This is a genomic window from Nonomuraea sp. NPDC050783 (genome assembly GCF_040802095.1).
Classification (GTDB): Bacteria; Actinomycetota; Actinomycetes; order Streptosporangiales; family Streptosporangiaceae; genus Nonomuraea.
Map to the genome: position 1 here is coordinate 130,558 of NZ_JBFAHK010000016.1, position 12,691 is coordinate 143,248.

The 12,691-nt window shown below is 72.1% G+C and carries 11 protein-coding genes; 7 read left to right on the top strand and 4 right to left on the bottom strand.

All coding sequences use genetic code 11. From position 1 onward, the window contains the following. Nucleotide 1: 1 nt before the first annotated feature. The 6 genes from AB0H75_RS34530 (at nucleotide 2) to AB0H75_RS34555 (ending at nucleotide 6,422) form a co-directional block, all read left to right on the top strand. On the top strand, nucleotides 2–1,135 hold the full coding sequence (locus tag AB0H75_RS34530) for a PP2C family protein-serine/threonine phosphatase (protein ID WP_367803782.1): 1,134 nt from the start codon (nucleotides 2–4) through the stop codon (nucleotides 1,133–1,135). Continuing rightward, nucleotides 1,132–2,343: an ATP-binding protein gene (locus tag AB0H75_RS34535; RefSeq protein WP_367803784.1), complete on the top strand. Its 1,212-nt coding sequence runs from the start codon at nucleotides 1,132–1,134 to the stop codon at nucleotides 2,341–2,343. Before AB0H75_RS34530 ends, AB0H75_RS34535 begins: the two co-directional genes overlap by 4 nt. Beyond that, on the top strand, nucleotides 2,336–2,785 hold the full coding sequence (locus AB0H75_RS34540; protein ID WP_367803786.1) for a response regulator: 450 nt from the start codon (nucleotides 2,336–2,338) through the stop codon (nucleotides 2,783–2,785). Before AB0H75_RS34535 ends, AB0H75_RS34540 begins: the two co-directional genes overlap by 8 nt. 190 nt (nucleotides 2,786–2,975) lie before the next feature. Then, nucleotides 2,976–3,761, top strand: a complete 786-nt coding sequence (locus AB0H75_RS34545; RefSeq protein WP_367803788.1) for a hypothetical protein — start codon at nucleotides 2,976–2,978, stop codon at nucleotides 3,759–3,761. 13 nt (nucleotides 3,762–3,774) lie between these two features. Next, nucleotides 3,775–5,667: a fumarate reductase/succinate dehydrogenase flavoprotein subunit gene (locus AB0H75_RS34550; RefSeq protein WP_367803790.1), complete on the top strand. Its 1,893-nt coding sequence runs from the start codon at nucleotides 3,775–3,777 to the stop codon at nucleotides 5,665–5,667. Then, complete coding sequence (locus AB0H75_RS34555; protein ID WP_367803792.1) at nucleotides 5,664–6,422, top strand: succinate dehydrogenase/fumarate reductase iron-sulfur subunit; 759 nt, start codon at nucleotides 5,664–5,666, stop codon at nucleotides 6,420–6,422. Before AB0H75_RS34550 ends, AB0H75_RS34555 begins: the two co-directional genes overlap by 4 nt. A gap of 63 nt (nucleotides 6,423–6,485) precedes the next feature. On the opposite strand, the gene AB0H75_RS34560 is transcribed toward AB0H75_RS34555, so the two are convergent. Then, the gene (locus tag AB0H75_RS34560) at nucleotides 6,486–7,910 is read right to left on the bottom strand and encodes a hypothetical protein (RefSeq protein ID WP_367803794.1); all 1,425 of its coding nucleotides are present in this window, start codon (nucleotides 7,908–7,910) and stop codon (nucleotides 6,486–6,488) included. Nucleotides 7,911–8,087: 177 nt separating this feature from the next. On the opposite strand from AB0H75_RS34560, the gene AB0H75_RS34565 reads away from it, so the two are divergent. Beyond that, entirely contained in the window at nucleotides 8,088–8,216 is a 129-nt protein-coding gene (locus AB0H75_RS34565) for a hypothetical protein (RefSeq protein ID WP_367803796.1), read from the top strand. A 2,322-nt stretch (nucleotides 8,217–10,538) separates the two neighbouring features. Here the strand turns inward: AB0H75_RS34565 and AB0H75_RS34570 are convergent. Genes AB0H75_RS34570 through AB0H75_RS34580 form a run of 3 tightly spaced genes read right to left on the bottom strand, consistent with a single transcriptional unit; the run spans nucleotide 10,539 to nucleotide 12,683 of the window. Next, the gene (locus AB0H75_RS34570) at nucleotides 10,539–10,940 is read right to left on the bottom strand and encodes a (deoxy)nucleoside triphosphate pyrophosphohydrolase (RefSeq protein ID WP_367803798.1); all 402 of its coding nucleotides are present in this window, start codon (nucleotides 10,938–10,940) and stop codon (nucleotides 10,539–10,541) included. Between the two features lie 31 nt (nucleotides 10,941–10,971). Beyond that, nucleotides 10,972–12,066, bottom strand: a complete 1,095-nt coding sequence (locus AB0H75_RS34575; protein ID WP_367803800.1) for an NlpC/P60 family protein — start codon at nucleotides 12,064–12,066, stop codon at nucleotides 10,972–10,974. Beyond that, the gene (locus AB0H75_RS34580) at nucleotides 12,063–12,683 is read right to left on the bottom strand and encodes a hypothetical protein (RefSeq protein ID WP_367803802.1); all 621 of its coding nucleotides are present in this window, start codon (nucleotides 12,681–12,683) and stop codon (nucleotides 12,063–12,065) included. The genes AB0H75_RS34575 and AB0H75_RS34580 overlap by 4 nt, the downstream gene beginning before the upstream one ends. Between the last annotated feature and the right edge of the window lie 8 nt (nucleotides 12,684–12,691).

Below are 12,691 nucleotides of genomic sequence, written 5' to 3' on the forward strand. Positions count from 1 at the left end.
GGTGACAGCACATCTCTCCGAAACGCTGACGCTGCTCCTGGTGGAGGACGACGATGGCGACGCCTTCCTCGTCGAGGAGCTCCTGTCGGAGGCCGTGGCGCCGCCCACGATCTACCGGGCACGCAGTCTCCAGGAGGCCAGGGCCAAGCTGACCCCCGAGATCCAGTGCGTGCTCGTCGATCTGTCGTTGCCCGACGCCACCCGCCTGGAGGCCCTGGAGGAGGTCCTGGCGATGGCGCCGCACACCGCCGTGCTGGTGCTCACCGGGCTGCGCGACGCGCACGTGGGGGTCGCCGCCGTCCAGTCGGGCGCCCAGGACTACCTGGTCAAGCAGGACATCGACGCGCCCCTGCTGACCCGGGCCATCCGCTACGCGATGGAGCGCAAGCGCGCCGACCAGACCCAGCTCAGGCTGGTGCAGGCGGAGCTGATCGCCAGGGAGAACGCCAGGACCCAGCGCGGCCTGCTGCCCAGCCCGCTGCTGCGCACCGACGCGGTCGAGCACATCATGCGCTACCTGCCGGGCAGCGGCAGCACCCTGGCCGGCGACTTCCTGGACGCGGTGCAGACGCCGGACGGCGCGATCCACGTCGTGGTGGGCGACGTGTGCGGGCACGGCCCGGACGAGGCCGCGCTGGGCGTGGCGCTGCGCATCGCCTGGCGCACGCTGGTGCTGGCCGGCCGGACCGACGACATGCTGCTGCACACGCTCGACACGCTGCTGCGGGCCGAGCGCAAGGCGCCGGAGATCTTCACCACCCTGTGCATGGCGACGATCGCCCCCGACCTGCGGCACGCGCGGATGCGGGTGGTCGGGCACCCGCCGCCGGTGCTGGTGCGCGACGGCGCCGTCGAGGTGGTGGAGGGCACGCCCTCCGGGCCGCCGCTCGGCATCTTCCCCGACGCCGAGTGGTCGGTGCTGGACGTCCCGCTGGGCGACAAGTGGTCGATCATGCTCTACACCGACGGGCTCATCGAGTCCGCCGTGGGCGACCGCGACGAGCTGCTGGGCGTGGACGGCCTGGTCGGCCTGGTACGCGAGCACGGCGCGGTCGACCTCGACCGGCTGATCCGGCACGCGGGCACGCTCAGCGACGACCTGGCCGTGCTCGTCATCAGCAGGAGGCCGGCATGAGCCTCATGAGCTCGCGGCGGGCACCGCGAGCCGGGGTGAGACCCGAGCTGGAGGAGGGCATGAGCATCCACCCGCTGCCGCCGGCCCCGGAGCCGACCGGGCTCGGCCGGCTGCCGCTGGCCCGCTGGTTCCTGTTCACCGGCGCGGTGGCGGCGGCGGCCTTCGGGGGCGGCGCCACGGTCATCATGGTGATGATCGACCAGACCCGGGAGCTCAACCCGCGCCCCGACGTGGCCGACCACCTCGCCCGGCTCAACGCGGCGCTGGTCGTGCTGTTCGCGGTGCTGCTGGCCTGCGGCCTGGGCCTGGCGTTCATCGTGCGCTACGCCGTGCTGAAGCCCATCGACCAGCTCGCCGAGCAGGTCCGCGCGGTGGCGGGCGGCGACTTCGACCACAGCCTGCACGTGGACCGGCCGGCCGAGCTGGCGGAGCTGTCCAGCCACGTCGACTCCATGCGCCGCCGCATCCTCTCGGCCTGGCGGGTGGCCAGCGACCAGGCCGAGGAGCTGCGCCGCTCCAACAGCGAGCTGGAGCAGTTCGCGTACGTGGCCAGCCACGACCTCCAGGAGCCGCTGCGCAAGGTGGCCAGCTTCACCCAGATGCTGGAGCAGCGCTACGGCCCGCAGCTCGACGAGCGGGCCTTGAAGTACATCCACTACGCGGTGGACGGCGCGAAACGCATGCAACTCCTGATCAACGACCTGCTGGACTTCTCCAGGGTCGGCCGGGTCAACGGCGAGACGGCCGTGGTGGACTCCGGCGCCGCCCTCGACCGGGCCCTGGACAACCTGTCGGCCGCCATCGAGGAGACCGGGGCCACGATCACCCGGGACGAGCTGCCCGCCGTCACCGCCAACCGCACCCAGCTCACCCAGCTCTTCCAGAACCTCGTCGAGAACGCGCTGAAGTTCCGCTCCGAGGAGCCGCCCCGGGTGCACATCGGGGCGGTGCGCCGCGAGGGCGGGCCGTGGGAGTTCAGCTGCTCCGACAACGGCATCGGCGTCGAGCCCAAGTACGCCGACCGCATCTTCCTGATCTTCCAGCGGCTGCACGCCCGCGACGTGTACCCGGGGACGGGCATCGGGCTCGCGCTGTGCCGCAAGATCGTCGACTACCACGGCGGCCGGCTCTGGCTGGACGACTCCGGACCCGGCCAGGGCGCCACGTTCCGCTGGACGCTCCCCCCTGCGGAGGACGGCGATGGATGAGGGGCGCCCGATCGAGGTGCTGCTGGTCGAGGACGACCAGGGCGACATCCTGCTCACCCGTGAGGCGTTCGACCTCAACAAGGTGAGCAACCGGCTGCACGTGGTCAACGACGGCGAGCAGGCGATGGCGTTCCTGCGGCGCGAGGGGGGCTACGCCGGCGTGCCGCGCCCCGACCTCGTCCTGCTCGACCTCAACCTGCCGCGGATGAGCGGCATGGAGGTGCTGAGCGAGGTCAAGGCGGACGCCGCGCTGCGCGCGATCCCGGTGGTGATCCTGACCACGTCGCGGGCGGAGGAGGACATCCTGCACAGCTACCGGCTGCACGCCAACGCGTACGTCACCAAGCCGGTGGATTTCGAGCAATTCATCCGAGTTGTCCGCCAAATAGATGATTTCTTCGTGACGGTGGTTAAGTTGCCCGCGCACGGGAAGCGACCCTGACGGGCTACGTGACAGGAATCACAGCCGGTCAACGAAAAAGTGAGTGACCCCGCTCACAAATTTCGCGGCGACCGTCGTAACGTATCCCCCACCAATGCGCGCTTGAGCGAGTACCGCCCGTACGCGCGCCCAGCGAACGAACCACGGATCCCCTGCGCGACGGGGTCCGCGGGAGGTGGAGAGGTCCGCGATGACCCAGACGACGCCCGAAGCTCCGGTCAGAAGGCAGCGTGCGCAAGTCAAGGTGCGCACCCTGCGCACGGACAGATGGTGGCTGGCCCCGCTGCTGACATTCCTCGGGCTCAGCTCGTTCCTCGTCTACGGGGTATGGGCGATCATCGACAACAGCTACTTCGTCGATCCCTACATAGCCCCGTTCTCCTCACCCTGCCTGTCGACCTCCTGCGAGGAGGGCGCGCGGCTGTTCGGGTGGGCGCCGATCGGCGACTGGTACACCCTGCCGCCCGGCCTGCTGATCCTGGGCCTGCCCGGCGGGTTCCGGTTCACCTGCTACTACTACCGAAAGTCGTACTACCGCTCGTTCTGGCTGTCGCCGCCGGCCTGCGCGGTGCAGGAGCCGCACGGCAAGTACACCGGCGAGCGGCGCTTCCCGCTGATCCTGCAGAACATCCACCGCTACTTCTTCTACGCCGCCATCGTGATCGGCCTCATCCTGGCCTACGACGCCGTCCTGGCGGTCGTCCACAAGCCCCTGGGCCTGGGCTCGTGGGTGCTGATCGCCAACGCGATCCTCATCAACACCTACACGCTGTCGTGCCACTCGTGCCGGCACATCACCGCGGGCAGGCTGAACCACTTCTCCCGTCATCCGCTGCGCTACCGGGCCTGGACGTTCGTCTCCAAGCTCAACGCCAAGCACCAGCAGCTCGCCTGGGCCTCGATGTTCTCGGTCATGATCGCCGACTTCTACGTCCGCATGGTCGCCAAGGGCATCCTCGCCTTCCCGTTCGCCTAAAAGGATCAACCACGTGGAAATCGAACGTCACGAATACGACGTCGTCGTCATCGGCGCCGGCGGAGCGGGCCTGCGCGCCGCCATCGAGGCCCGGCAGCAGGGCAAGAGGACGGCGATCGTCTGCAAGTCGCTCTTCGGCAAGGCGCACACCGTCATGGCCGAGGGCGGCGCCGCCGCCGCGATGGGCAACGTCAACTCCGACGACAACTGGATGGTGCACTTCCGCGACACCATGCGGGGCGGCAAGTTCCTCAACAACTGGCGCATGGCCGAGCTGCACGCCAAGGAGGCGCCGGACCGGGTCTGGGAGCTGGAGGCCTGGGGCGCGCTGTTCGACCGCACCAAGGACGGCAGGATCAGCCAGCGCAACTTCGGCGGGCACGAGTACCCACGGCTCGCACACGTGGGCGACCGTACCGGCCTGGAGATGATCCGCACCCTCCAGCAGCGCGTGGTGGCGCTCCAGCAGGAGGACTACGACAACCACGGCGACTACGAGGCGTACATCAAGGTCTTCGCCGAGTGCACGGTCACCCGGCTGCTCAAGGACGGCGAGCGCATCTCCGGCGCGTTCGGCTACTGGCGCGAGAGCGGCAACTTCGTGCTCCTCGACGCCCCGGCCGTGGTCCTCGCCACCGGCGGCATCGGCAAGTCGTACGTCGTCACCTCCAACTCCTGGGAGTACACCGGCGACGGCCACGCCCTGGCCCTCCTGGCCGGCGCGAAGCTGATCAACATGGAGTTCATCCAGTTCCACCCCACCGGGATGGTCTGGCCGCCGTCCGTGCGCGGCATCCTCGTCACCGAGTCCGTCCGGGGCGACGGCGGCGTGCTGCGCAACTCCGAGGGCAAGCGCTTCATGTTCGACTACATCCCCGACGTGTTCAAGGACAAGTACGCCACCAGCGAGGAGGAGGCCGACCGCTGGTACACCGACCAGGCCAACAACCGGCGCCCGCCCGAGCTGCTGCCCCGTGACGAGGTGGCCCGCGCGATCAACGCCGAGGTCAAGGCCGGCCGCGGATCGCCGCAGGGCGGCGTGTTCCTCGACGTCTCCACCCGGCTGCCCGCCGAGGAGATCAGGAGGCGGCTGCCGTCGATGCACCACCAGTTCAAGGAGCTGGCCGACGTCGACATCACCGCCGAGCCCATGCAGGTGGGCCCGACCTGCCACTACATCATGGGCGGCGTCGAGGTGGACGCCGACACCGGCGCGGCCGACGTGCCCGGCCTGTTCGCGGCGGGCGAGGTGTCCGGCGGCATGCACGGCTCCAACCGGCTGGGCGGCAACTCGCTGTCCGACCTGCTGGTGTTCGGCCGGCGGGCGGGCGCGGGCGCGGCGGCGTACGTGGACGGGCTCGCGGCCCGCCCCCAGGTCGCGCCGGAGTCCGTGGAGGCCGCCCGCGAGGAGGCGCTGGCGCCCCTGGGCCGCAGCGGCGAGAACCCCTACGAGGTCCACCACGAGCTGCAGCGGACGATGAACGAGCTGGTCGGCATCATCCGCAAGGCCGAGGAGGTCGCCGAGGCGCTGCAGACCGTGGAGAAGCTCAAGGAGCGCGTGCGCATGGTGGGCGCGGGCGGCTCCCGCGTCTACAACCCCGGCTGGCACCTCGCGCTCGACCTGCGCAACATGGTGCTGGTGTCGGAGTGCGTGGCCCGCGCCGCGCTGCTGCGCGAGGAGAGCCGCGGCGGGCACACCCGCGACGACTTCCCCGGCATGGACCCGCGGTGGCGGCGCAAGCTGCTCGTCTGCTCCAGCGAGGACGGCTCCTCCGTGCAGGTCACCGAGAAGGTCCAGCCGTCCATGCGGGACGACCTGATCACGCTGTTCGACCGGGACGAGCTGAAGAAGTACCTCACCGACGAAGAGATGGCCGAGTTCGACGGGATAGCGAAGAAGTCATGAGCTACAAGGCAAAGTTCAAGGTCTGGCGCGGTGAGGGCGGCGAGGGCAAGCTTGAGGACTTCACCGTGGAGGTCAACGAGGGCGAGGTCGTCCTCGACATCATCCACCGGCTCCAGGCCACCCAGGCGCCGGACCTCGCGGTGCGGTGGAACTGCAAGGCCGGCAAGTGCGGCTCGTGCAGCATGGAGATCAACGGCAAGCCGCGGCTCGGCTGCATGACCCGGATGTCCACCTTCGCCGAGGACGAGACCATCACGGTCACGCCGATGCGGACGTTCCCCGTCATCAAGGACCTCGTCACCGACGTGTCCTTCAACTACCAGAAGGCCAGGGAGGTCCCCTCCTTCACGCCGCCCGCCGACGTGCGGCCCGGCGAGTACCGGATGAAGCAGGTCGACGTCGAGCGGTCCCAGGAGTTCCGCAAGTGCATCGAGTGCTTCATGTGCAACAACGTCTGCCACGTGATCCGTGACCACGAGGAGAACAAGGCCAACTTCTCCGGGCCGCGCTTCCTCATGCGGATCGCCGAGCTGGACATGCACCCGTACGACGTGGCCGACCGGCAGGAGGCGGCGCAGTCCGAGCACGGGCTCGGCTACTGCAACATCACCAAGTGCTGCACCGAGGTCTGCCCCGAGCACATCAAGATCACTGACAACGCGCTGATCCCGATGAAGGAGCGCGTGGTGGACCGGAAGTACGACCCGCTGGTGTGGCTGGGCAACAAGATCTTCCGGCGCGCCAAGTCGTCGTAAGCCGGGAGACGAGCGGGGCCGGGATGGACGTCCATCCCGGCCCCTTCGCTTGCTTCCCTGCTCCTAGTCCTTGGAACGGCGGAGGAAGCGCCTGCGCTTCTCCTCCGGCATCTCCCTGGTCGGCTCCTGCCCGCTCTGCGGCGCCGCCTGCGCGGGCGGTGGCGATGGCTGCGGGAGCGGCTGGACCGCCGTGGCCTCCCCGTCGGCGGGCACGTACGGCGGCGGCTCGTACCCCTCGGCGGGCCGCTGCGGCGGCCCGAACCCCTCGGCGGGCCGCTGCGGCCCGTGCCCCGCGGCGGGCTGCTGCGGCGGCTCGTGTCCCGCGGCGGGCCGCTGCGCCGGCTGGAACAGCGAGCCGGGGGCGTGCTCCCACGGCTCGGAGTCGCCGGGCTCGGCCGCGGCGGCCGGGGCGAGCGGGCGCTCGTGGCCGTCGTCGAGCGGCGCGCCCCCGCCCGGCGGGATGTCGGCCGGCGGCGGCGCGGGCGGGACCAGCGGCTCGAACGGGTCGCGGTACTCCTTCGGCGCGGCGGGCGGCCCCTGGTCGTAGGAGTCGAACTCGTCCGGGTGCAGCACCACGGGCGGCGGCTCGGCCGGGGCCGTGGGCAGCGGCTCCTCGTCGTAGGACTGCGGCGGGTACGGGTGGCCGGGCTCCTGGTAGACCGGGGCGTACTGGACCGGGCCGCTCGGATAGGTCTGCACCGGCACGAAGCTGATGATCGGCGCGTACGCCGTGCCGCCCGGATAGCCGGGGGCGGCGAAGCCCGTCGTCGCGTACCCGGGACCGGCCGGATAGCCACCACCGGGCGGATAGCCACCGGGCGGGCCGGGGGGAGCGCCCGGCGGCGGGCCCGCCTTGCGCACGGCGGCCGCGTGGGCCATCCGGCGCAACCGGCCCTCGAAGATCAGCACCGCGAAGAGCGCCAGCAGGACCAGCACCAGCGCCGGGATGCTGAGCTTCTGCGTCAGCGTCCTCTGGTCGAACTCCGGCGCCGCGTTACGCAGCTCCAGCGGCACCTCCTCGGAGGAGGCGACCTGCGTCTCGCTGGGCGTGGAGGTGGGGGTGGTCTGCGCGACGGACGGCAGCAGGACCGAGTCCTCCGGGGTGCTGGAGGCGGTGGTGACCGCCGTCGGCGGCGGCTCGGCCGCCGGGGTGGTGGGCGGGGCCGGCGCCTGGGTGGGCTGGGCGGGCGCCTGCGTCGCCGGCGGGGCCGAGGTGGTCTTCTTCGGGGTGGGTCTGGGGGTCTTCTTCTTCGGGGACGCGGTGACCGTCTTGGTGATCGTGGTCTCCGGGTCCTCGGTGGGGGTCGGCGTGCCTAAGGTGGTGGTCACCGTGACCGTGGTCTGCGGGTCGCTCTCGCTCTGGCACGCCGTGTCGCCGGCGTCGCAGGGCTCGACCGGATCGAACGCCACCGACGCGCTGGCGCTCTGCATGATGAACGGCGTCGCCCCGGCACCGGTCAGGCCGATCGCCAGGACGATAGCGGACACGGCCGTCGCTCGCGTGCGTGCCACCGATGCCCCCCGCACAGTCCCGGAACCAAGGTCAAGGGAATACTAGTCGGGTCAAAGTAACAGTAAAGACCGTTTTACAACACCATCTTACGCTTCCGGCGCCTTTGCACCGTGACAATGGTCCACAAGGCACCCAGCAGCAGCGTAACAGCCGTGGTCACGAGCACGTGGCCGGGAAATCCCTTCAACGGATTGACCGCGGCCACCGGCCTCGGGCGCTCGCTCGGCACCCGCACCTCCAACGGCAGCGGCACCCCGTTCGCCACCACCGGCGGCCCCTGACCCACGGCCGCGGGCGGCACGACCACCCCGCCCGCAACCCCAGGCGCCGCCCCCGCCCCCGGCGGGACCGCAACCCCGGGCGGGAGAGCCCCCGGCGGGACGGCCCTGGGCAGAGGACCACCCCCAGGCGGAACGGCCCTGGGCGGAAAGCCGGCCGCAGGCGGAAGGCCGCCCCTGGGCGGAAGACCAGCCGCAGGCGGAACAGCCCTGGGCAGAAGCCCGGCCCCGGGCGGGAAACCAGCCCTGGGCGGAAGACCAGCCGCAGGCGGGACGGCGGCCCTGGGCGGAAGACCGGCCGCAGGCGGGAGGCCAGCCCTGGACGGGAGACCTGCCGCAGGCGGGACGGCGGCCGCGTGCGGGACCTTGCGCCCCGGTGGCACGACCGTCCGGGGCGACGACCCGCTCCCGGCGCCGGGCCGCCCCGAAACCCCGGGCGCCTTCCCCGGCGGCACCACCTCGGGCACCTGCCGCCCACCGGGCACCGGCCGCACCCGCACATCCGGCGCTCCCGGCAGCACCCCGCCACGCCCCTCCCGCGCGACCTGACCGACCCGGCCGGGCACCCCGCCCCCCGCACGTCCTTCCGCAGCACCGGGCACCACGACCCGCGCCCGCCCACCCGTGACGCCCGGCCCCACAGCCCGGGTCCGCCCCTCCGAAACACCAGGCACCACCGCCGGCACCCGCCCACCTGGGGCACCGGGCACCACGGCCCGCGTCCGCCCCTCTGAAACACCGGGCACCGCCGCCCGCGTCCGCCCCTCTGAAACACCAGACACCCCCGCCGGGGCCCGCCCACTTGGGGCACCGGGCACCACGGCCCGCGTCCGTCCTTCGGAAGCGCCGGGGACCGCCGCCGGCGCTCGTCCACCTGAGGTGCCGGGCACCACGGCCCGGGTCCGCCCCTCCGAAGCACCAGGCACCACCGCCGGCACCCGCCCACTTGGGGCACCGGGCACCACGGCCCGGGTCCGCCCCTCCGAAGTGCTGGGGGGCACGATGCGTGGGCGTCCTCCTGGGGCGGCGGGCGCCTGGGCGGCGGGTGCGGGCCGGGGGGTGAGCGGGCGCTGCGGAAGTGCTCGCGTCACGGGCGGTCGTGCCTCGCCGGCCGCCTCCCCCGCGCGACGCGCCCGCTCGCCCTCGCCGGCCACCACACCCTCCCGGCCCTTCCGGCCGGATCGCCCACCGGCGTTGCCCACCTGCCCGGCACCATTCGCCTGCCCGGCAGTGCCCGCCTGTCCAGCAGTGCCCTGCTGCCCGGCAGCACCCACCTGCCCGGCAGTGCCTGCATGTCCGGCAGCACCCACCTGTCCGGCAGTGCCCGGCTGTCCGGCAGTGCCCGGCTGTCCGGCAGTGCCCGGCTGTCCCGCGCCCGGCCGGTTCGGCTGGGCGGCGGTGGCGTCGTCCGGGGGCGCCGCTTCCCTCGGCCGGTCGAGCCTGCCCGTGGTGCGGCCTCCCGTGGTCGCGGACGCGCCCGACAGGTGCCGGCGACCGCCGTCCACCGCTTTGGGTCCGCTCCCGGCCGTGCCGTCCCCGGAGGACGCCGCAGCGGGCCCAGTCGCTCCGATCGGCGTGGCGACGGTCTTCTCCAGCGTCTCCGAGGCCCCGCCGGCCTCCGGACGGACCTTGGCGACGGCCGCCAGCACCACCTGGCCGGCCTCCTTGGGCGCCGTGACCGTCACGTCCACGAAGCGCGTCCCCGCCACGGTCTTCCCGAGCCGGCACACCCGCACCCCGGGCAACGCCACCGCCCCAGGCAACGCCGCTACCCCAGGCAACGCCACTGCCCCGCTCCGCTCAGCGCCACCCCGCTCAGCGCCACCCACCAGGCCGCCACCCGCCAGGCCACCGCCCGCCAGGCCGCCACCCGCCAGGCCACCGCCCATCAGGCCGCCACCCACCAGACCGCCACCCACGGGCCCGCTGCCCACCGGGCCGCCGCCCGCCAGGGTCAGCGCGCGGCCGGCGAGCCGTTGCGCGCCCGCCCCCTCGACCGGCGCCTGGCACGACACCGCCGACAGCGCCGCCGTAGGGCCGGCCGCCACGGCCACCCGGCCGCCGCCTCCGGCCATCCCGTTGACCCGCACCCGGAACCGTTCCATGTCCCCGGTACGCAGCCACTGCCCCACGCCGTCACCGGCCCCACCCAGCCGCTCCAGCACCAGCGACACCTCGCTCGCCGCCACCGGCACGGCGGGCACCGCGGCCAGGATCACCAGCCCGGCCACCATCCAGCCCCGACGCATCACGCCTATCTCCCCCGCTGCGACAGATCACCCGCAAATCACGCCTAGTAACCATTGTGTCACAGACAGGGAAGGTTCAATCAGCCAGGAGGGCCCCTTCCACGGTCTTCATGATCGGCAGGTCCGCCCCGAGCCACTCGACGTCGTAGTACTCGCCGGGCCCCAGCCACCGCAACGCCAGGTGCTCGCGCGGCTCGGGCGTGCCGGAGGCGATCGTGGCCAGCCAGGCACGCAGCACGTACCCCTCGGACAGCGGCCAGTCCCCGCCCACGCGCTCGCCCACCGCGATCTCCACGCCCAGCTCCTCGCGGCACTCCCGGACCAGCGCCTGCTCCTCGCTCTCCCCCGGATCGACCTTGCCGCCGGGGAACTCCCAGCCGCCGGCGAGCGCCGCGGGCTCGGCCCGCTGGGCCGCCAGCACGCGGCCGTCCCCGTCGACGATCACCGCGGCCACGACCACGATCACGTTCGCGCTCATGCGGCGCGGCTCCCGAGATTGCCCATGTTCCTCATAGGGAGGGATTCTGCAGTTTCTTGAGCTGTTCGAGCACGTCGGGGTTCTGCAGGGGACGGGTGAAGCCGACCTTGTTGGTACGCGCCGCGTAGCTGGTCACCTTGATCGGCCCGCACAGCGTGCACCGGGCCTCCAGCATCCTGCCCTTGGAGACCACCAGCCCGACGTGCCCGGGGCTGTCCGCCGAGGTGCCCGGCCCGGCGTTGAAGAACACCAGGTCACCGGGCTGCTCCTGTCCTTCTAAAACACGCACGCCGAACGGCCACTGCCCGAACGTCGTGCGCGGGATCTGCAACCCAGCCGCCCGGTACGCGGCGTAGATGACCCCCGAGCAGTCGAAGGCGTCCGGCCCCGTGCCGCCCCACAGGTACGGCTTGCCGCGCTGCGCCAGTGCGTACTGCAGGATCCTGGCCACCACCGTGGTGGGCGCGGCCTCGATCATCGGCTCGTCGCACTCCGGCTCGGCCTGCGGCGGCACCTTCACGTCGCCGGACTTGGCGTACTTCCTGGCGATCGCCTCGACCTGGTCCACGTACCACCAGGCGCGGTTGTAGACGAACAGCGCCTGCCGGACGTTCTCGGGCGCGCCGTTGCGCTTGAGCATGCGTGCCGCGCCCAGGATGGCGTCGGCCGGGTTGTAGACGTCGCCGATGCCGTCGCCGTCGCCGTCGGAGGCGTACCCGGTGAACGCCGTGGACATCGTGATCCTGGCCTTGCCGCCCCAGGTGGAGATCAGGAACTGCATCGGCCCCGCCGCGCCGGCCGAGTTGGTGCCGCTCCGGACGCCGGGCAGGGTGGAGCGGCCGTGGTCGGTCTCACGCTTGCCGACCGCCGCCAGGATGTTCCACTGGACACCGATCTCCTTGCCGAACTCCTTGTAGAGCTTCAGGTAGTCGGCGGGGATGTCCGAGCCGGCCGTGTCGGAGACCTCCTCGACCTGCGCCTGGTCGTCGCAGTCGATCGAGGTGCGGCCGTCGCTGAGGAACGAGGGCATCGACATCAGCAACATCGGCGAGACGATCACCAGCACCAGCAGGAGCGCCCCGGCCAGCCCGAGCAGGAGGGCGAGGCGCGCGCGCGAGACGTTCACCCCGTGTCACCGTCCTGGCCCTGGTCGGCAGGCATGATGTCGAAGATGCGCCAGTCGCTGCCGAGCTCGCTGACGGTGACGGCGTACTCCTCGGCGAGCCGCTTGTCGCCGCTCTTCGCGGTGACCTTCCGCTCGCCGGTCACGACGAAGATGATGGAGCCCTTCTCGACCTGCCTGATCTCCTTGAGCCGGGCGGTGGCCGTGGAGACGATCTGGTCGTCGCGGTTCTGCTCGACGGTGCCCGCCGAGGTCAGCGTGCGGGTCAGCAGGTCGCCCAGCTCGGGCGTCGTGTACGCCTTCAGCCGCGCCGCGTAGGCCGCCGCGTCCTCGTCGTAGCGGAAGGTGCCGTACTCGGCGGTGAACCGCTCGGCCAGGTCCGCCGCCGCGGCGAGCTGCTCCTTCTTCATCGGCAGGTAGCTGTAGACGTCGAACGGGGCGTCGCTCGCGGTGGCCAGCGGCGTCGGCGTGACGATGGCCACGCGCGTGGGCGGAGCGGCCTGCGCCGCCTGCTCGGGCGGGTCCTCCCGGTCCGCCCACATGAGGTAGATGCCGACCGCGGCGATGACCACGACGATGACGGCGAAGGCGGCTCCCCGCCGGTCACCTGGCTGCGCCATGTTCCGTC